The following is a 19,526-nucleotide window of genomic DNA, read 5'->3' as shown; positions in this document are numbered from 1 at the left end:
CCATGGCAAGCGTTGCCCTGTCGGGAATTGCCAAGCAGTTCGGCCGCACCCGGGCGGTCGACGATCTCTCCCTCACCATCGCGTCCGGCGAGTTCGTCGTGCTGCTCGGGCCAACGGGCGCGGGCAAGACGACGACGCTGCGGCTGATCGCCGGGCTGGAGGTGCCGGAGAACGGTTCCATCCACATCGACGAGCGGGACGTCACCCACGTACCGCCGGCCGGGCGCGATGTCGCCTTCGTCTTCCAGCAATATTCGCTCTATCCGCATCTCAGCGTCTTCGACAATCTCGCCTTCCCGCTGCGCTCGCCGGCGCGGCGCGTGCCCGAGGACGAGATCCGGCGCACGGTCGAGGCGGTGGCGAACATGCTGCGGATCGGCCACAAGCTCGGCAACCGCTCCACCCAGCTGTCGGGCGGCGAGATGCAGCGCGTCGCCATCGGCCGGGCCTTGGTGCGCCAGCCGTCGATCTTCCTGATGGACGAGCCGCTGTCCTCGCTCGACGCCAAGCTGCGCGCCGACCTGCGGCTGGAGTTGAAGCGCATCCAGCGCGAGCTCGCAGCAACGATCCTCTATGTCACCCATGACCAGATCGAGGCGATGACCATGGCGGACCGGATCGGCATCCTGTCGGAAGGGCGCCTGGTGCAGATCGGCACACCGCGCCAGATCTACGAGGACCCGGACAATGTCTATGTTGCCGCCCGTCTCGGCCAGCCGGCGATCAACGTCCTGCCGATGGGCGTGATCCCGGCGGAGAATGCGCCGGGCGGCGCTTTTTCGCTGGGCGCGCGGACCGAGCACTTGCGGATCGAGGTCGCGGATGGGGCAAGCGCCAACGCCCGGCTCGACTGGGTCGAGCATCTGGGCGACCAGAACCATCTCCATATCAGGATCGGCGACTTCCGGCTGACGACGCTGGCGGATCCCGCAAGCCGGCTTGCCGCCGGCGAGGCGATCCGCGTCGAGGCGGTCTCGCCACTCTACTTCGATGAAGACGGAAACCGGATCAGATAGATGAGCGATACGGACCCCCGTTTGCGGGAGATTTTCGAGGCGGTGGCGCAGGCGATCATTGCCCATGCCGACGAACTGACCGAGCTGGATGCCGCCGTCGGCGACGGCGATCACGGCCACAACATGAAGCGCGGGATGCAGGCCGTGCTGGGCGAGCTGGACGTGCTGAGTGCCAAGCCGTGGAACGAGGCGCTGAAGGCGGCAGGCATGCAGCTGGTGATGAAGGTGGGCGGCGCCTCGGGGCCGCTCTACGGCACGCTGTTCATGACGCTCGGCAAGTCGCTGGACATGCCGCCGACGCGCGAGGGCGTTGCTGCCGCGCTGAAGGCGGCCATCGAGGCGGTGATGGCGCGCGGCAAGGCGAGCGCCGGGCAGAAGACCATGCTCGACGTGCTGGTGCCCGTGTCGGAGGCGCTGGCCGCCGGCCGCTCGACGGCCGAGATCGTGGAGGTCGCGCGCAAGGCCTGCGCGGCGACGAAGGACATGCTCGCCACCAAGGGGCGCGCCTCGTTCCTGGGGGAGCGGTCGATCGGTCATATCGATCCCGGCGCCCGGTCGAGCCTGATCATCATCGAGGCGGTCGCCGCACAGCTTGGAGACGTGAAATGAGCAATGTCGGCATCGTCATCGTGTCGCATTCGCCCCTGGTTGCGGAAGGCACCGCCGACATGGTGCGCCAGATGGTGGGCGACGAGGTGCCGCTCGCCTGGTGCGGCGGCGATCCGGATGGAGGCCTCGGCACCAGCGTCGAGGCGATCCTTGTGGCCATCGACAAAGCGTGGTCGGAAGCAGGCGTCGCGCTTCTCGTCGATCTCGGCGGCGCCGAGACCAATTCGGAAATGGCTGTCGAGATGCTTCCCGAAGAGCGCGGCGGCAAGGTGGTGGTGTGCAACGCGCCGATCGTGGAGGGCGCGGTGATTGCCGCGACCGAGGCTTCGGGCGGCGCGTCGTTGCAGGATGTTCGCCGGACTGCGGAAGAGCTTTCGGCGCTTTGAGGACAATGGACATGAGCGAAGTGGCGCTGACCGCCGAGGTCCTGCTGGAACACGAAGTCGGGCTGCATGCCCGTCCCTCGGTGAAGCTGACCAAGCTGGCCAAGACCTTTCAGTCGCGCATCGAGGTGAGCCCGGGGGCGGACGGCCCCTGGATCGATGCCAAGAGTATCGTCAAGGTGATGGCGGCACGGGCGCCGAAGGGCACCGTCCTGCATTTCCGCGCGGCCGGCGAGGATGCGCGCAGCGCGCTCGACGCATTGGTGGCGCTGGTGCGCAACGACTTCGAAACCGGAGCCGCGGGCGAGGCGGAGTGAGGGGCATGACAGGAGCGCCAGCACCGGGACCAGAGCTTGTCGGCAGGGCGGCCTCGCCCGGCCTCGCGGCCGGTCCTGTCGTGGTGGTCGACAAGGTCGTGGCGGGGACGCGCACGGCAGGCGATCCGGACGCGGAAGCCGCAAACCTCGCGGCGGCGCTGGATGCCGCCTCCGCGCAGATTGCCGCCCTGATGGAGACGGTGGAGCCGGACGCGGCGGAGATGCTGGAGTTCCAGCTGGCGATGCTGGAAGACGAGGAACTGACCGCGCCGGCGCGCGCGGCGATTGCCGGCGGGGCCTCGGCAGCTGCAGCCTTTGCCGGGGCTCTCGATGCCGCGATTGCCGATTATCGCGCCTCGGACGACGAGTATTTCCGCGCCCGCTCCGCCGACCTTGCCGATATCCGCGAGCGGGTGCTGAGGGCGCTGTCGGGCGAGGAGGGCGCGGCTTCCGCCGCAGGAGCCGTGCTCGTCGGCAAAGACCTGACGCCGACGCGTTTCCTGGAGACGGACTGGTCCGCCGGTGGTGGCATCGCGCTGGCGGAAGGCAGCCCCTCCAGCCATGTGGCGATGCTGGCGCGGGCGCGCGGCGTGCCGATGGTGACCGGGCTCGGAGCGTTCGACACAAGCGATCTCCAGGACGCGCTGGTCGACGGCGACAGCGGCCGCGTCTGCTTCAACCCGGACGAGGCGGCGCGCGGGCAGCATGCCGAGCGGGCGGAAGCACTGGCACGCGAGGCGGAGGTGGCGAAGAGCTATCTCAACCGTCCGGCGGCGACCGCCTGCGGTGTGTCGATCTCGGTGATGATCAATGTCGCGGCGCCGGAAGAGGTCGACGCGCTCGATCCGGCCCATTGCGATGGCATCGGCCTGATGCGCACCGAGTTCCTCTTTCACGGCCCCGATGGGCTGCCGGACGAGGACAGCCAGTACCGCGCCTATCGCAAGGTGCTGGAGTGGGCGGGCGGGCGCAGCGTCACCATCCGCACGCTGGACGCCGGCGGCGACAAGCCCGTTCCCGGCCTCACCATCGAGGAGAGAAACCCGTTCCTCGGCTGCCGGGGGATCCGGCTCTCCCTGCGGCGGCCGGACGTGTTCCGCGTACAGTTACGGGCGTTGGCGCGCGCGGGCTGCCACGGCACTCTCCAGGTGATGCTGCCGATGGTCTCCGTACCGGAGGAGATCGCTGAGGCGGCGCGGCTGCTGGACGGGTGCGTCGCAGAGCTTCGTTCCGAGGGGCACGAGGCGGTGCGTCCGCCGCTCGGCATCATGGTCGAGGTGCCGGCCGTTGCGGTGACGCCCGAGCGGTTTACGGCTGCGGCATTCTTCTCCATCGGTTCCAATGATCTGACGCAATACGTGCTGGCGGCGGGCCGGGATTCGCCGGACGTGGCGACGCTCGGACGGGCCGACGATCCGGCGGTGCTGGCGCTCGTCGCCTCCACCTTGCGCGGGGGTGCGGCAGCTGGCCTTCCGGTCAGCCTGTGCGGCGATGCGGGCAGCGACCTTGCCGTTCTGCCGAAGCTGCTCGCCTGCGGGCTGCGGCGGGTTTCAGTGGCACCGGCGGCCCTTGCAAGGGTCAAGGCGGCGATTGCCGGAATGCGGCTTGGCGACGATGGCTAGACCGCCCGAGACCCCGGCGCCCGAGAGCGCGCAACTGGTCGCCGTCTACAAGGCGGTGCTGCAGAAGGTGCTGGACAAGCGCCCCTCCGGGACGCGGCAGCGGATCGCGGCCGTGCTGGGCAAGAACCGGAGCTTCGTCTCGCAGATCACCAACCCGGCCTATTCGACGCCGATCCCGGCGGCCCATATCGAGCCGATCCTGGAAGTCTGCCACTTCTCGCCGCGCGAGCGCGAGGCCTTCCTGGAGGCCTACGCGGTGGCCCATCCGCGGCGCCAGTCGCTGGTCGACCGAGGCCCGAAGCTGAGGGCGCGCACGCTGCTGCTGCCCGATCTCGGCGACCCGGAACGCAACCGGCGGCTGGACGTCCTGCTCGACAATGTCATTCGCGACCTTGCTGACCTGCTGGAGGAGGATGGCGACGAGGCCGCGACCCAATAAGCCTTTCGGGAGGAAGCGATGAAGAAGCTGATCAATTCCGTCGACACCGTGCTTACCGACAGCCTCAACGGGTTCTGCCGGGCGCATGGCGACATTCTCGTTGCCGGCGAAGAGCTGAAATTCGTCCGCCGCAAGGACGTTAAAGCCGGCAAGGTGGCGCTGGTCTCCGGCGGCGGGTCCGGTCACGAGCCGCTGCATGGCGGGCTGGTCGGCCATGGCATGCTGGATGCGGCCTGCCCGGGCCAGGTGTTCACCTCGCCGACGCCCGACCAGATGCTGGCGGCGGTCGAGGCGGTGGATACCGGCGGCGGCGTGCTCTTCATAGTCAAGAACTACGAGGGCGACGTCATGAACTTCGAGATGGCGGCCGAGATGGCTTCCGGCGAGGTGGCGACGGTCCTCACCAACGACGATGTCGCGGTGGAGGACTCGCTCTACACCACGGGCCGGCGCGGGGTCGCCGGCACGCTGGTGGTGGAGAAGATCGTCGGGGCCGCGGCCGAGGAGGGGCGCGATCTCGCAGCGCTGAAGGCCTTGGGCGACAAGGTCAACGCCCGCACTCGGTCCATGGGCGTGGCGCTGACCAGCTGCACGGTCCCGGCCGCCGGCAAGCCGATGTTCGAGATCGGCGAGGACGAGATGGAGATGGGCGTCGGCATCCACGGGGAACCGGGGCGCCGCCGCGTCAAGCTGGCCAGCGCCGACGACATCGCCGCCGAGATGATGGGTGCTATCCTCAAGGATCTCGGCGATGCGGCGGGTGGCGAGGTGCTGCTCTTCGTCAACGGCTTCGGCGCGACGCCGGCGATGGAGCTCTACGTCATGTACGATGCCGCGGCGGACAAGTTGGAGGCCGCAAGCCTGTCCATCGCCCGTTCGCTGGTCGGCAATTACGTGACCTCGCTGGACATGGCGGGATGCTCGCTGACGGTCACGGTGCTGGACGAGGAGCTGAAGGCGCTCTGGGATGCGCCGGTCCACACGGCTGCCTTGCGCTGGGGGATGTGAGGCGCAAGAGCCGCGGGAGCGGGTTTCGGGCGGGCAAGACGACAGGCAGCAAGGCTGCGAAACGGGAGGAGACAAGCCAATGAAAACGATGAAAGGGCCGGGGATTTTCCTGGCGCAGTTCGCCGGTGACACGGCGCCCTTCAACTCCCTGGGCGAGATTGCCGGCTGGGCCGCCTCGCTCGGCTACAAGGGCGTGCAGATACCGACCTGGGACGGACGGCTGTTCGATCTCGACAGGGCGGCGGACAGTCAGGACTATTGCGACGAGGTGGCGGGCATCTGCCGAGAGGCGGGTGTCGAGATCACCGAGCTCTCCACCCATCTGCAGGGCCAGCTGGTCGCGGTGAACCCGGCCTATGACGCGGCCTTCGACGGCTTCGCCGCGCCGCATGTGCGCGGCAATCCGCAGGCGCGGCAGGAATGGGCGACCGACCAGATGCGCAAGGCGGCGAAAGCTTCTCGCCGGCTCGGCCTCGGCGCCAGCGTGTCCTTTCCCGGTGCGCTGGCCTGGCCCTACGTCTATCCGTGGCCGCAGCGCCCGGCGGGGCTGGTCGAGACTGCCTTCGCCGAACTGGCCCGCCGCTGGTGCCCGATCCTGGATGCCTATGACGAGGCCGGTGTCGATCTTTGCTACGAGATCCATCCGGGCGAGGACATTTTCGATGGGGCGACCTTCGAGATGTTCCTGGAGGCGGTCGGCGACCACCCGCGCTGCTGCATCAACTACGACCCTTCTCATTTCGTGCTGCAGCAGCTCGATTATCTCGCCTTCATCGACATCTACCACGAGCGGATCAAGGCGTTTCACGTCAAGGATGCCGAGTTCAATCCGGATGGCCGGCAGGGCGTCTATTCCGGCTACCAGTCCTGGGGGAACCGCGCCGCGCGGTTCCGCTCGCTCGGCGACGGACAGGTCGATTTCGCGGGCATTTTCTCCAAGCTTGCGGCCTACGACTACGATTCCTGGGCTGTGCTGGAGTGGGAATGCTGCCTGAAGCATCCCGAGGACGGCGCCGCGGAAGGCGCGCCTTTCATCTCCGGCCACATCATCCGGGTGACGGAAAAGGCGTTCGACGACTTCGCGGCCGGCGGAGCGGACGAGGCGGCGAACCGGCGCATGCTGGGGATCGACTGACGGCACCACGAGAGCGCCAGCAACGGGAGGAAGGCAGCGATGGCGATCGAAGCAGGACAGGAAACGCGGGGCGGAGGAGCGATCCGCCTTGGCATGGTGGGCGGCGGCGAGGGCGCCTTTATCGGCGGCGTCCACCGCATGGCGGCGCGGCTCGACGGCCAGTTCGCGCTGGTGGCGGGCGCGCTGTCGTCCGACCCGGAACGGGCGAAGGCATCGGCTGCTGCGCTCGGCCTTGCGCCCGACCGCAGCTACGGTTCGTTCGCGGAGATGGCCAAGCGCGAGGCGCGGCTGAAGGACGGTATCGAGGCGGTCGCCATCGTCACGCCGAACCACATGCACTACCCGGCCGCGCGCGAATTCCTGAAGCGCGGCATCCACGTGATCTGTGACAAGCCGCTGACGTCCACGATGGCTGATGCGAAGAAGCTGGCGGCGCTTGCCGAGACCTCCGGTGCCCTATTCGTGCTGACCCACAACTATACCGGCTATCCGATGATCCGGCAGGCGCGCGAGATGATCGCCGCAGGCGAGCTCGGCACGATCCGTGTGGTGCAGGCGGAGTATCCGCAGGACTGGCTGACGGAGCGGCTGGAGGCGAGCGGGCAAAAGCAGGCGGACTGGCGCACCGATCCGCAGCGTTCGGGGGCCGGCGGCTGCGTCGGCGACATCGGTACCCATGCCTACAATCTCGCCTGTTTCGTCTCCGGTCTCGAGCTTGCGGAACTGTCCGCCGAGCTCACCACCTTCGTGGAGGGGCGGCGTCTCGACGACAACGTCCAGGTGATGCTGCGCTTCCGGGGCGGTGCGCGCGGCATGCTGTGGGCAAGCCAGGTGGCGCCCGGCAACGAGAACGGCCTGCGCCTTCGCGTGTATGGCGAGAAGGGCGGGCTGGAGTGGGAGCAGGAGCAGCCCAACCACCTGTGGTTCACGCCCTTCGGGGAGCCCAAGCGGCTGATCACCCGCGGCGGGGCGGGAGCCGGTGCAGCGGCCGGCCGGGTTACCCGCGTGCCGGCCGGTCACCCGGAAGGCTATCTGGAGGGGTTTGCGACGATCTACCAGGAAGCCGCGCACGCGATCCGCGCCGCACGTGCCGGCAAGACGGCGGGGCCGGAGGTGCTCTATCCGGGCATTTCGGACGGCATGGCCGGCATGGCCTTCATCGATGCCTGCGTGCGGTCCTCGCGCGCGAACGGCCGGTGGATTTCGCTGTAAGACTGGCCTCGCCCTGCCGGGCCGTCATTCGCACTGGCAGGCGGTGCGCGCCGGCCCTATGTGAGGGCGCAACGCAACGCTTCCGAATGCCACGCGAGCGGCGCGGTGGAGATCGCCTCCGCCGTGCCGCTCGCGTGCCTGTCTTGGACAAGACCCGCCCATGGATTCTCTCACCCAGTTTGTGCTCGGTGCAGCCGTTTCGACCGCCTGCCTCGGCAAGACCCTCGGTCCGCGCCGGGCGGCCCTGGTCGGCGGGGTGCTCGGCACGTTGCCGGATCTCGATGTCCTGCTGCCCTTTGCCGATCCGGTCGACAGTTTCGTGCTGCATCGCGGAGCGACGCATTCGCTGTTCATCCAGGCGCTGGCGGCGCCGGTCTTCGGCGAGGTGCTGGTGCGGTTGTTCCGCTCGTTGCGCGAGCAGCACCTGCGCGTCTGGCTGACGGTCTATCTCTGCTTTGCCACCCATGCCTTGATCGATGCCATGACGGTCTACGGGACGCGGCTGTTCTGGCCGATCTTTCCCGATCCGGTCGGCGTCGGCTCGGTCTTCATCATCGATCCGCTCTACACGTTGCCGCTGCTTGCCGTCGTGATCTGGGCGCTGGCCCGGCGCGAGTGGTCGCCGCGCCTTGGGCGGGCGAATGCCGCCGCGCTCGCTCTCAGCACGGCCTATATGGCGCTGACGGTCGGGCTGCAGGCGCATATGGAGGCGCGTGCCAGTCGCATCTTCGCGGAAGCCGGGATCGTGCCGGACCGGGTCTTCGCCATCGCCGCCCCCTTCAACACGGTGGTGTGGAAGGTGATAGGCATGGAGGACGAGCGCTACCACAATCTCTACCTGTCGCTGCTCGATGCGGACGGCCCTCCGACGATCTACACCCACGACCGGGGCGGCAGGTTCGCCGAGTGCCTTGCGGCCAATCCCGCCTTTGCCAAGCTCGACTGGTTCAGCCGCGGCTATCTGCGCGTCGAGGAGCTGGGGAACCGGCTTGTGGTCTCCGACCTGCGCATGGGCCTGACGCCGGCCTATGTCTTCCGCTTCGCGGTCGCCGAGCGCGGCGAAGCCGGATACGCGCCCATCGTGCCCGAGCGGGACATGTCGCACCGGCGCTCCAGCGAGGGCGATGGCGACTGGCTGCTGGCGCGGCTTTGGGGCCGCCCCTTCCTGCGCCCGGCCGAGGCGCAGGCGGCCGAGGCGGCGCTCGCGGCGGACACGGCTGCCGGGCCTCGCCAAGCCGGCACCTGCTAAGGGTCTTGCGCCGCTACGTCAGCCTGATGTTGCAGCCGATTGGCGTTGAAAGGCCCGTCATAGGGTAGTAACCGGTTGAAAAAGCCTGCATGCGGGAGACATGCGGGCAACCGGGAGGACGCTCACGCCATGCAGGGAAGCCAGACCCACGACACGGGCGGTGTCGACAGCAGCTATGCCTGGGCCCGGCTGGGACTTTCCATGTTTCTCGCCACCATCGGCGGGGCGGGCATGTGGTCCGTGGTGGTGGTGCTGCCGGCGGTGGAGCGCGAGTTCGGCGTCGACCGGGCGGACGCCTCGCTGCCCTACACGGCGACGATGATCGGCTTCGCGCTCGGCAATCTCTTCATCGGCCGCTTCGTCGACCGCCTCGGCGTGATGGTGCCTCTGGCGCTGGCATCCGTGCTGCTGGGCTCGGGGTTCCTGCTGGCCTCGCAGGCGAGCTCGATCTGGATCTTCACCGTGCTGCAAGGCGCCATGATCGGCTTCGGCTCGGCGGCGACCTTCGGTCCGCTGCTGGCGGATGTCTCTCACTGGTTCGCCAAGCGCCGAGGACTGGCCGTGGCCGCGACCGCTTCGGGCAACTATTTCGCCGGAGCGATATGGCCGCTGGTGCTGCAGGCGGCGATGTCCGACTACGGTTGGCGCGGCGCCTATATTCTCGCAGGTTGCGTCTGCCTCGCCGTGCTGGTGCCGATGGCCTTCCTGCTGCGGCGCCCGGCGCCGCACATGGTAACTGGCGGCCGGCATGTCGAGCCGCCGCCGCCGGTGCGCACGACGCCGCTGTCGCCCGGTGCCCTGCAGTTCCTGCTGATCCTTGCCGGGCTCGGCTGCTGCGTCGCCATGTCGATGCCGCAGGTGCATATCGTCGCCTATTGCGTCGACCTCGGCTACGGGGTGGCGCGCGGGGCGGAGATGCTGTCCCTGATGCTGGCCGGAGGCATTGCAAGCCGGCTGATCTCCGGCGTGCTGGCCGACAAGATCGGCGGCTTGCGGACATTGCTGATCGGCGCCGTGCTGCAGTGCCTCGCGCTGTTCCTCTACATTCCCTATGACGGGCTTGCCTCGCTCTACATGGTGTCTCTGATCTTCGGCCTGTCGCAGGGCGGCATCGTCTCCAGCTATGCCATCGTCGTGCGCGAATACCTGCCCGCTCGCGAGGCCGGGCGCCGGGTGGGCGCGGTGATCACCGCCACCATCGTCGGCATGGCGCTGGGCGGCTGGATGTCGGGCTGGATCTACGACCTGACAGCGTCCTACCAGGCGGCGTTCCTCAACGGCATCGCCTGGAACATGCTCAACATCGCGGTGATCGTGCTGATCCTGCTGAAGAGCGGGCGTCCGCGCCGGCTGGCGGCAACGGCCTGAACCGGTGCTTGCCGGCTCAGTCTACCGTCTCGCCTGCATGCAGGCGCGCGATCAGCGCGAGCGCCTGCCGGCGGCAGTCCTGCTCCGCCAGCCAGGCAAGCAACTGTCCCGCAGGCGCGCCGGCAAGCGTCTGCGGCATCACCGAAAGCTCGAAATCCCGAAGCTCACCGGCAATGGAGACGACCATGCGGCCGTCCTCCATGGCCATGTCATCGGGCAGGGTGAGGCGGTTCTCGCCCTCCTTCCAGACGATGCCGTCGTGACGGCCGGCGGCACTTCTGGCCGAGACGGTCTGACCCTCGTCCGCCTGCTTGCGCCACAGGGTCAGCTCGCCCTTGCGGACGCAGCGGGGACCCGAGCTGTCGGTGCTGAGGTCCCAGACGCCCGGAGGCGGGGGGATGTCGCCGGCGCTGGCGCGCGCCGCGCCGAGCACTGTGGAACTGGCTTCGGCCGAACCGACCAGCCGTTTGAGGGCATCCCATCCGGTGGAGGGGGCTTCGCTTTCGCCGCTCTCGCCCGGCGCGGGAACCGTGCCGGAAAACAGCCCCTCAAGCGTGACCATGCGGCCGCTGCGCTCGATCAGGGTCAGCCTTGCGCCCTGGGGCAGGTCGATCTGCCGGTCGTCGGCGATCTCGGTTCCGGCGGAATAGCTGCCGGATACGCCGCTGGCGGCGATGACGACATAGTCGGCGAGCGCTGCGGCCGGGCCGAGGCTGACGAGCAGGCCAAGTCCGAGGCAAAGGGCGGTCTGGCGCATGGTGGTCCCGGGTCTCGTGTTCATCCAGCCTTCACGCTGGCAGCCTTCGCGCTGGCAGTCTTCTTGCGAGCGCGAAGATGTCCTCGTCTGCCTCACTTGCCCTCGAGAACCAGTGTGGCCCCGCTCTCGCCGGCCTGCAAGCGGCGAAGATGCAGCAGCGCCAGCGGATCGTCGGGCCGTAGCTGCAATGAGGCCTCGAAAAGGCTCGCGGCATTGGCATCGCCGGCGCGCATCGCCGCGAAGGCCTTGCGATAGGCGGAGCGCCATGCCGGGTCCCGCTGGCGGGCCGCAAGAGGCTCGAAACAGGGCAGGGGAGCGCTGCGCCCCTTGAGAACGAGATCGGCCGCCGGTCGGCAGTCGCTTGCCGGGCAGCGGGCGGCCACGGTCTCGCTCATCAGGATGCGGGTGCCGAGGAACCGGTTGGCGCCTTCCAGCCGCGCGGCCGTGTTCACCGTGTCGCCGATGCCGGTGTAATCGAAGAAGCGGCTGCCGCCGAAATTGCCGATCACCGCCTCCCCTGTGTGCAGGCCGATCCGGGTCGCGCCGAGATGGATGCCGCGAGCGGCGACCTTGAGCCGGTAACCTTGCGCGAAATCGTCGAGAGCAAGGGCAAGGGCGACAGCATGAGCCTCCTGCTCCGGATCGTCGTCGGGTGCACCGAAAAAGCCGACGACGGCATCGCCGATGATCTTGTCGATGGTTGCCCCGTGCTCGGTCATCAGCCGGCACATCTCGTCGAGATAGGGGTTGAGGATGTCGGTCAGGGCGGAGGGTTCGAGCTGCTCCGATAGGCTGGTGAAGCCTTCCAGATCCGTAAAGAGGTAGGTGACCTTGCGCTTCTCGCCGCCGAGTTCCAGCGCCAGCCGCCCGCTGGCAATGCGCTCCACCACCGGGGGACTGACATAGCGGGAGAAGGCAAGGCGCAGGAACGCCCGCTCCGAGCGCTCCGTCTGCCATCGCCGCCAGGCGAGCAGGCCGGCGGTGGCAAGCGCGGCAAGGGGCGGGGCGACCAGCGGCGGCAGCCATGTGCCGCTGGCGACAAGCCAGGCGGCCAGGCCCGCATAGGCGGCAAGGCCGAGGGCCAGCAGCAGGACCAGCCGGCGCGGAGGGAAGGGCAGCGAAAGCGCCAGCGCGGCAAGGCCGGCAAGCGCCAGGGTCGCCGCGATCCGCAGCCAGGGCGGCGAGGCGGGCAGCGAGAGCCCGGCAAGGCGCTGGGCAAGGATATGCGCGTGAATGACGACGCCGGGAATGGTACCGGCGGCGCTGCCCCGGCCAGCGACCATCGGCGTTGGGTGCCGGTCGATGGTCGGCAGGTCCGTGCCGACAAGGACGATCTTGCCGGCGAACCACGCGTCCGGGAGCAGCGGTACGAGATGTGCGGGATAGAGCGCGAAGGGACCGGGCGCGCCGTTCTCCGGTGCCTGCGCGCCATTGCCGTAGAGGATGCGGGATCGCGTCCCGTTCGCGCTGTCGCGGTTCGCTGCGGCTGCCTCCGCCAGAGCCTGCGTGAAAGTGCGTGTGGTCTCGCCGTGTTCGGACCGCTCTCGCGGCAGGTGGCGGACGACGCCGTCGATCTCGTCGCGCGGCAGGGCGATCAGCCCGTGCCTGCGGCTGGCGACATTCTTTGCGGCGAACGCGGCCTGCCGATCGGTCAGCCCGTCGGCTGCGGTGGCATAGGCGAGCACGACGGGAAGGGAGGCGTCGTCGATGGCGGAGAACAGCGCCTTGTCCTTGTGCGGCAGGCTTGGCTGGTCGAGCAGGATGTCGATGCCGACAGCGGCAGCTCCCGCCTCGTCAAGGCGTCTGACGAGGCTTGCAAGGAACTCCCGGTCGATGGGCGAGCGATAGGGGAAGGTGGCGAGCGTGTCTTCCGTCACCACGGCGACGACGATCTGGGACAGGGTTTCGCTCGGCGGCGAGGGTGCGAAGGAAACGGCGATGTCTCCGGCAAGCGGGTCGAGCCGCGAGGCCGCGAGCAGGGCGAGCAGCGAGGCAAGGACGACGGCCGCGACCTCCAGCTGCCATCCGCCCCGACGTTCGGGCCGCATCGTCACTTGCGTCTCCCGTGATCTGGCCTGCGGTCGGGCACTTGCATCATTGGCCGGCGTCGAAGCGCTTGACGCCGGACCGAGTGCCGTCGCGATAGAACAGCTCCACCGAGACGAAGGAGGTGGCGGCGGGAATGTCGACATGGACGGTGGAGCCGGGCCCGGACGCCGGGATGGCGTGCGGGTTGTCCGGATCGCAAGGACCGGTATCGAAAACCTGGTTCGGGGTGTCGCTGTCGAGGGCGTAGCGGACTTCCTGGATCGCGCAGCGATAGCTGATCAGGTGGGTGAAATAGAGCAGCTTGCGGCCGTCCCAGTCGCGGAAGGCGAGCCATCCGGTGCTCAGCCGCTCGAGGATGTCCTTCTGGCCCGAGACGAGCGCATCGCCCGGCGTGAAGCTGACGGAGAACGGGCCCTGCATCTCGCCATGGATGTCGAGATAGCTCACCTCGATGGCGGTATCGCCGGCATTTCCGGGAAGCTCGAAGGCCGGATAGGGGATCGGTGCGCCGGTCGAGGGATCGACCGCACCATTGACGAAGCCGGTCGAGCGCGGTTCGCCGCCCGGCAGTTTCACGAAGATCTCCCGTGTCCGGTCGGCGATCGCGAGGGTCAGCATCCAGCCCTGGTTGGAGCGCATGGCGTTGAGGCGTACCGGGTTGGCGAGCGCCGCCGGGTTGATGAAGGAGAGGGCAGCAAGGCGGGTCCTGGCGTCCTCGACCTGCTCGGCGGCCATCTGCTGGTCGAGATAGTAGCCAAGGAAGCGGCCGTCCTCGACGGCGGCCATGAAGCGGTCGAGGAGATCGCGCTCGCGCGCCTTGTCGGTCGCCGACTGCTGGCCGAGCCGCGTCTGGCTGTAGTCCTGGGACAGGGCATAGAGCGCCGGCGAGAAGTCCGGATAGGCGTCCAGGAACGCACCGAGCCGGCGGACGCGCTCGTCGCGCTCCTCCAGCAGGATTTCGGCGAACAGCGTGGTGGGATCGTTCCGTCCCTGCGACAGGGAGCGGTAGATCTCCAGCGCGCCGGCCCGTCCTTCCTGCACCCGCAGCACCGACTGGAAGCGCAGATGCGGGTCGACCTGCGGCATGCCGAAGGCGAAATATTTGAGGTAGTCCTGCCGCGCACCGGGATAGTCGCCGCGGATCTCCTTGAGACGGGCGTTCGAGTAGAATTCGTGCGGCTGGGTCGGGGTGTCGACGATCAGCGAGCGGCTGGCGAGCTGGGCGAAGAGTTGCCCGATCCTGTCGTCTCCGCTGCCGGTCTCGGCCTCCTCCAGGCGGGTTTTCGCGAGCGTGGCAAAGGCGCCGTTCGGGAAACGGTCGAGATAGCTGCGGATCTGGTCGGCCGAGCCGCTGTCCTTCACGTCGTTCCACAGCTGCAGCTCGAGCTGGACGTCGGAGCCAGGTGCCGCGCTCGCGATCGCTGCGGGCCCACCGGCCGCCGCATCGGGCACGAAGACGATCTCCGAGGTCAACGAGGAGTGATCCCAGGGCACCTGGTCGCCGCCGGTCGCTTCCACCACACGCAGGCGGACCGCCTTGAAAACGGCTTCGATGCTGCGGCCGGGCGTCAGCAGTTCGGCGGCGATGGCCGAGGTGTAGGGACTGTTAAGACCGGCGCCATCGGCTGCCGTGCTGCCGGGGGCGGTGGCGAAGGAAATGAAGCTGCCGCGCGGCGTGCTGTTCAGCAGGGCGAGCCCGCCGGCGCCGACGGAGCGGCTGAGCGCGGTGTTCCGGCAGGCGTCGAGAATGACGATGTTGGCGCCCTTGTGCGCGTCCTCGACCGCGGACAGCACCCAGTCCACGGCAAGGGCCTCGAATTCCGCATCCACCTCGTCCTGCAGGTCCGCGCCGATGGGAGCAAGATAGTTGCGCCCTCCGGCCTGGAAGCCGTGACCGGAATAATAGACGGCTGCGATCGAGCCCTCGCCGGCCTCCCCAAGGCGCCTGGTGAAGTCTCGGACCGCCCCTTTCATGGTCCGCAGGTCCGCGTCGAGCACCGTCTCGACCGCAAAGCCGGCCTGGCGCAGCGTATCGGCGATCAGCGCCGCGTCGTTGACCGGGTTCTTCAGCGGCGTCATGGCAGCGCCGGAATAGCCGCCATTGCCGATGACCAGAGCCAGCCGCTCCGCGGCAAGGGCGGACGCAGCGCCGAGCATCTGCGCGATGCCGAGACATGCGATGAGGGCGATGCCCTGCAGGAGGCGCATGAACAGGTTCCTTCTGCGGTCGGACGGTGTGAACTAGCCGCGGGCGCGCTGCCCGTCCAGCCGATAGTGCCTGTCCTTCACCGTTCTGCGATTGCAGCCCAATCCGACATCGAGGTCAATCAGCACGGCAAAAACCGGCTGGCGGGTTGCCCTTGGCGGTGCTTTTTCCCAAGATCCCGGCGCGAGGCGAGACGGGAGTGGAGCGACATGGGCCTGCGGGTCGGCTTTTCTGGGTATGGAGCGGCGGGGCGGTATCTGCACGCACCGCTCGTTGCCGCTGCCGGCATGGAGGTCGCCGCGGTGGCGACTTCGCGAGGTGAGGAGGTCGAGGCAGACTTCCCGCAAGCGGCCGTTGTTCCCGATCTTGGCGCACTGCTGGCGCGGTCCGACATCGACCTCGTCGTCATCGTGACCCCGAACGTGCTGCATGTCCCGCAGGTGCGCGCCGCGCTCGAGGCAGGCCGCCATGTGGTCGTCGACAAGCCGGCGACGCCGACCCGCGCCGAGGCGGAGCAGCTGGCGGCGCTTGCGGGCGAGAAGGGCCTCAAGCTCGCCGTCTATCACAACCGCCGCTGGGACAGCGATTTCCTGACCGCACGGCGCCTGCTGGAGAGCGGCGAGCTGGGCGAGGTGGCGGCGCTGCGTCTCGTGTGGGACCGGTTCCGGCCGCAGGTGGCGGACCGCTGGCGCGACCGGCCGGCGCCGGCCTCCGGAAATCTCTACGATCTCGGCTCCCACCTCGTCGACCAGGCGCTGCAACTGGTCGGCATGCCGGACTGGCTCCAGGCGGATGTCTTCACCCAGCGGCAGGGCGGCGTGACGGATGACGGGTTCGAGCTGCTGATGGGGCTGGGCCGAATGCGGCTGTCGCTCGGCGTTTCGCTGATTGCTGCCGCGCCGCGCGACCGGTTCCGCATCGAAGGGATCCTTGGCACGTTCCGCAAGCAGGGGCTCGACGTGCAGGAAGATCAGCTGAAGGCCGGCGTGACGCCTTTCGATCCGCAGTTCGGCGTCGAGCCGGAGGTGCAGCAGGGCGAGATCGTTGCCCCGGACGGAAGCCGCCGCGCGGTTCCCTGCGAGCGCGGGCGCTGGCTGACCTTCTACGAGCGCATGCGGCAGGCCATCGAGACCGGAGGCGAGGTCCCGGTGACCATGGCCTCGGCGGCGCAGGTGATCGGCCTCATCGAGGCGGCGCATGCCTCTGCCCGGCTGGGACGGCGGATCGCGCTCGATCCCGACGGGCGCTGGGCATGAGCGCGGCGCGGTCGAAGGGGTTCGTGCATCCCTATCTGGCAGAGCCGGGGTTCCACGCGCTCGCCCATCGCGGCGGCGGGCTGGAGAACCCGGAGAACAGCCGGCAGGCGTTTTCCGCCGCGGCCGAACTCGGCTACCGCTATATCGAGATCGATGTGCAGGCCTCGCGCGACGAGCGGGTGGTCGTCTTTCACGACGATACGCTGGAGCGCACGACGGACGGGCAGGGCGTCGTCTCCTCGCTGGTCATGTCGGATCTGGCCGGCGTGCGCATGCAGGGCGGCGAGCCGCTGCTGACCCTTGCCGAAGCGCTGGAAAGCTTTCCGGAGATGCGCTTCAACATCGACATCAAGACCGACCAGGCGCTGCAGCCTACGCTCGACCTGCTGGAGCGCATGGCGTGCCTGGAACGGGTCTGCATCGCCTCGTTTTCCGATACGAGGCTGCGTGCGGTCCGCGCCCGTTTCGGCGACAGGGTCTGCCTCAGCAGCGGGCCGCGCGCGGTGACCGCCCTGCGCTTCGGCGCCTGGGGCATGCCGGTGCCCGCGCCCGACGTCGCCTGCGCGCAGATCCCGCTTTCGCAATACGGCGTCCCGCTCGCCACCTCCGGTTTCGTGCGACACTGCAACGCCAGGGGCATTGCCGTGCATGTGTGGACCATCGACGAGGAAGAGGAGATGCGCCGGCTGATCCGGATGGGCGTCAACGGCATCGTCACCGACCGGCCGTCGCTGCTCAAGCGCGTGGCGCAGGAGGAAGGCGTGTGGCCCGGATCTTCGCCGTCCGGTCCTGCGGCGGGCCCCGCCGGCGGCCAGGGTGCTTGATTTCGCCGCATCGCAAGCCGATATCTCAGCCGCCTTAGCATCTGCCGGTCCGGTCCGGCGCGACGGCGTTTCACCCTCAGACATTTACGAGCGTACGGGGCAGTCAGAACCAATGAGTAGCGAGCCGAACACGACAGGGGCAGGCACCGAGGCGCCGCAGAGCCACGCCTTCCAGGCGGAGGTCGCGCGGTTGCTCCATCTCATGGTGCACTCGGTCTACTCCAACAAGGACATCTTCCTTCGCGAGCTGATTTCCAACGCGGCCGATGCGTGCGAGCGATTGCGGCATGCCGCTCTCACCGATCCTGCGCTTCTGGGCGAGGATCCGGAGTTCGGCATTCGCCTTGAGGCGGACGAAGCGGGCCGCAGGCTGGTGGTGTCCGACAACGGTTCGGGCATGACCCGGCAGGAGCTGATCGACAATCTCGGCACCATTGCCCGCTCCGGCACCAAGGCGTTCATGGACCGGCTGGGCGAGGGCAAGGACGGGACGGCGCTGATCGGCCAGTTCGGCGTCGGCTTCTATTCCGCCTTCATGGTGGCGGAGAAGGTGGACGTGGTGAGCCGGGCCGCGGGCAGCAGCGAGGCCTGGCAGTGGAGCTCGGATGGGCTCGGCGCCTTCACGGTGGAGCCGGCCGGGGACGATGCGGACGTGCCCGCGCGCGGAACCCGCGTGATCCTGCATCTCAAGGACGATGCCGCCTCCTATGCGCGGCCTGCCACCATCGAGCGGATCGTGCGCGCCTACTCCGCGCATGTGCCGGTGCCGATCACGCTGGCCGTGCCGCCAGCGGAGGACGGTGAGGAGAGCGAGCCGCGCCGCCTTGCCGACGGCACCGCGCTGTGGACGCGTTCGAAGTCCGAGATCGGCGAGGAGGAGTATCGCGAGTTCTACGGCCATGTGTCGGGACAGTTCGACGAGCCGGCGATGACCGTCCACTACCGGGCGGAAGGGCGGCACGAATATTCCGTGCTGCTGTTCGTGCCGTCGATGAAGCCGTTCGACCTGTTCGACCCCGACCGCAAGGGACGGGTGAAGCTCTATGTCCGCCGGGTGTTCATCGCCGACGACGTCGACCTCTTGCCGGCGTGGCTGCGCTTCGTGCGCGGCGTCATCGATTCCTCCGACCTGCCGCTAAACTTGTCGCGCGAGATGCTGCAGCACAATCCGGTGCTGGATGCGATCCGCAAGGGCGTGACCAACCGGCTGCTCGGGGACCTGCAGAAACTGTCGGAAAGCGATGCCGCTGCCTATGAGAAGGTCTGGGAGACCTTCGGCCCGGTGCTGAAGGAAGGGATCTACGAGGACTTCGAGCGCAAGGAAAAGCTCCTCGGCCTCGCCCGTTTCCGCAGCAGCCGCGACAACGGGCAGAGCTGGCGTTCGCTGTCCGACTATGTGGCGGACCTGAAGGAAAACCAGACCCAGATCTATTACGCGACCGGCGCGAGCCAGGAGGCGATTGCCGCCAGCCCGCATCTGGAGGGCTTCCGTGCCCGCGGCGTCGAGGTGCTGTACCTCTCCGATCCGGTCGATGCGTTCTGGGTGCAGATGGTGGAAGGCTTCGAGGGCAAGCCGTTCCGCTCGATCACACAAGGGGCAGCGGAGCTCGATAGCATCCCTGTCAGCGAGGCGAAGTCCGATGCCGACAAGAAGGCCGAGGCCGGCGATACCGATATCGGACTGGTCACCGCGTTCCTGAAGGAGACGCTCGGCGAGCGGGTATCGGAGGTGCGCAGTTCCTCGCGGCTCGCCGAAAGCCCGGTCTGCCTCGTCGCCCCCGAGCATGGGCCCGACCGGCAGTTCGAGAAGCTGATGTCGCGGCAGGGCGACGGGCGTGCGCGCCTTGCGCCGGTGCTGGAGTTCAACCCTTCGCACGAACTGCTGTCGCGTCTTTCCTCGGCGCTGGCCGGCAGCGGCGACAAGGGCAAGCTTGCAGATACCGCCTGGCTGCTGCTCGACCAGGCGCTGATCCTTGACGGCGAGGTACCGGCGGATCCGGTCGCCTTCGCGCGCCGGCTGTCCACGGCGATGGGGCGCGGGCTCTGATCCGAGGTGACGGGGAGGCGGTCTCGCCT

General features: G+C 68.5%; 17 protein-coding genes. 14 read left to right on the top strand and 3 right to left on the bottom strand.

Annotated features, from left to right (window positions below; translation table 11 throughout):
* The first annotated feature begins 2 nt into the window (after positions 1–2).
* The 11 genes from GH266_RS09595 to GH266_RS09545 all read left to right on the top strand — a co-directional run bounded on the left by GH266_RS09595 (position 3) and on the right by GH266_RS09545 (position 10,358).
* A complete protein-coding gene (locus GH266_RS09595; protein ID WP_158193714.1) occupies positions 3–1,016 on the top strand; it encodes an ABC transporter ATP-binding protein in 1,014 nt (337 codons plus the stop codon).
* A complete protein-coding gene (dhaL, locus tag GH266_RS09590; protein ID WP_158193713.1) occupies positions 1,017–1,625 on the top strand; it encodes a dihydroxyacetone kinase subunit DhaL in 609 nt (202 codons plus the stop codon).
* Positions 1,622–2,011, top strand: coding sequence for a dihydroxyacetone kinase phosphoryl donor subunit DhaM (gene dhaM, locus GH266_RS09585; RefSeq protein WP_158193712.1), 390 nt, complete (start codon positions 1,622–1,624; stop codon positions 2,009–2,011). The genes dhaL and dhaM overlap by 4 nt, the downstream gene beginning before the upstream one ends.
* A gap of 11 nt (positions 2,012–2,022) precedes the next feature.
* A complete protein-coding gene (locus GH266_RS09580; protein ID WP_158193711.1) occupies positions 2,023–2,325 on the top strand; it encodes an HPr family phosphocarrier protein in 303 nt (100 codons plus the stop codon).
* Positions 2,326–2,330: 5 nt separating this feature from the next.
* Positions 2,331–3,947 (top strand): phosphoenolpyruvate--protein phosphotransferase, encoded by a 1,617-nt coding sequence (gene ptsP / locus GH266_RS09575; RefSeq protein WP_158193710.1) that lies wholly within the window; start codon positions 2,331–2,333, stop codon positions 3,945–3,947.
* On the top strand, positions 3,940–4,386 hold the full coding sequence (locus GH266_RS09570) for a hypothetical protein (RefSeq protein WP_158193709.1): 447 nt from the start codon (positions 3,940–3,942) through the stop codon (positions 4,384–4,386). Before ptsP ends, GH266_RS09570 begins: the two co-directional genes overlap by 8 nt.
* Before the next feature lie 18 nt (positions 4,387–4,404).
* Positions 4,405–5,394: a dihydroxyacetone kinase subunit DhaK gene (gene dhaK, locus GH266_RS09565; protein WP_158193708.1), complete on the top strand. Its 990-nt coding sequence runs from the start codon at positions 4,405–4,407 to the stop codon at positions 5,392–5,394.
* A gap of 79 nt (positions 5,395–5,473) precedes the next feature.
* Positions 5,474–6,529 (top strand): sugar phosphate isomerase/epimerase family protein, encoded by a 1,056-nt coding sequence (locus GH266_RS09560; RefSeq protein WP_158193707.1) that lies wholly within the window; start codon positions 5,474–5,476, stop codon positions 6,527–6,529.
* 39 nt (positions 6,530–6,568) lie between these two features.
* Positions 6,569–7,741, top strand: coding sequence for a Gfo/Idh/MocA family protein (locus tag GH266_RS09555; protein WP_158193706.1), 1,173 nt, complete (start codon positions 6,569–6,571; stop codon positions 7,739–7,741).
* A gap of 160 nt (positions 7,742–7,901) precedes the next feature.
* Positions 7,902–8,990 (top strand): metal-dependent hydrolase, encoded by a 1,089-nt coding sequence (locus GH266_RS09550; protein WP_158193705.1) that lies wholly within the window; start codon positions 7,902–7,904, stop codon positions 8,988–8,990.
* 129 nt (positions 8,991–9,119) lie between these two features.
* On the top strand, positions 9,120–10,358 hold the full coding sequence (locus GH266_RS09545) for an MFS transporter (protein ID WP_158193704.1): 1,239 nt from the start codon (positions 9,120–9,122) through the stop codon (positions 10,356–10,358).
* 16 nt (positions 10,359–10,374) lie between these two features.
* Here the strand turns inward: GH266_RS09545 and GH266_RS09540 are convergent, their stop codons facing one another.
* The 3 genes from GH266_RS09540 to GH266_RS09530 all read right to left on the bottom strand — a co-directional run bounded on the left by GH266_RS09540 (position 10,375) and on the right by GH266_RS09530 (position 15,372).
* On the bottom strand, positions 10,375–11,139 hold the full coding sequence (locus tag GH266_RS09540) for a hypothetical protein (RefSeq protein WP_158193703.1): 765 nt from the start codon (positions 11,137–11,139) through the stop codon (positions 10,375–10,377).
* A gap of 68 nt (positions 11,140–11,207) precedes the next feature.
* Entirely contained in the window at positions 11,208–13,163 is a 1,956-nt protein-coding gene (locus tag GH266_RS09535; protein WP_244953822.1) for an adenylate/guanylate cyclase domain-containing protein, read from the bottom strand.
* A 46-nt stretch (positions 13,164–13,209) separates the two neighbouring features.
* Complete coding sequence (locus tag GH266_RS09530; RefSeq protein WP_158193701.1) at positions 13,210–15,372, bottom strand: caspase family protein; 2,163 nt, start codon at positions 15,370–15,372, stop codon at positions 13,210–13,212.
* Positions 15,373–15,579: 207 nt separating this feature from the next.
* Between GH266_RS09530 and GH266_RS09525 the strand changes: the two genes are divergently transcribed.
* From GH266_RS09525 to htpG, 3 genes are all read left to right on the top strand, one after another.
* The gene (locus GH266_RS09525) at positions 15,580–16,626 is read left to right on the top strand and encodes a Gfo/Idh/MocA family oxidoreductase (protein ID WP_158193700.1); all 1,047 of its coding nucleotides are present in this window, start codon (positions 15,580–15,582) and stop codon (positions 16,624–16,626) included.
* The gene (locus GH266_RS09520; RefSeq protein WP_158193699.1) at positions 16,623–17,450 is read left to right on the top strand and encodes a glycerophosphodiester phosphodiesterase family protein; all 828 of its coding nucleotides are present in this window, start codon (positions 16,623–16,625) and stop codon (positions 17,448–17,450) included. Before GH266_RS09525 ends, GH266_RS09520 begins: the two co-directional genes overlap by 4 nt.
* A gap of 112 nt (positions 17,451–17,562) precedes the next feature.
* Positions 17,563–19,497 (top strand): molecular chaperone HtpG, encoded by a 1,935-nt coding sequence (gene htpG / locus GH266_RS09515; protein ID WP_158193698.1) that lies wholly within the window; start codon positions 17,563–17,565, stop codon positions 19,495–19,497.
* Positions 19,498–19,526 lie beyond the last annotated feature (29 nt).

This window comes from Stappia indica (assembly GCF_009789575.1).
In the GTDB taxonomy this organism is placed as follows: domain Bacteria; phylum Pseudomonadota; class Alphaproteobacteria; order Rhizobiales; family Stappiaceae; genus Stappia; species Stappia indica_A.
This window is presented reverse-complemented; position numbering and strand designations above follow the sequence as displayed.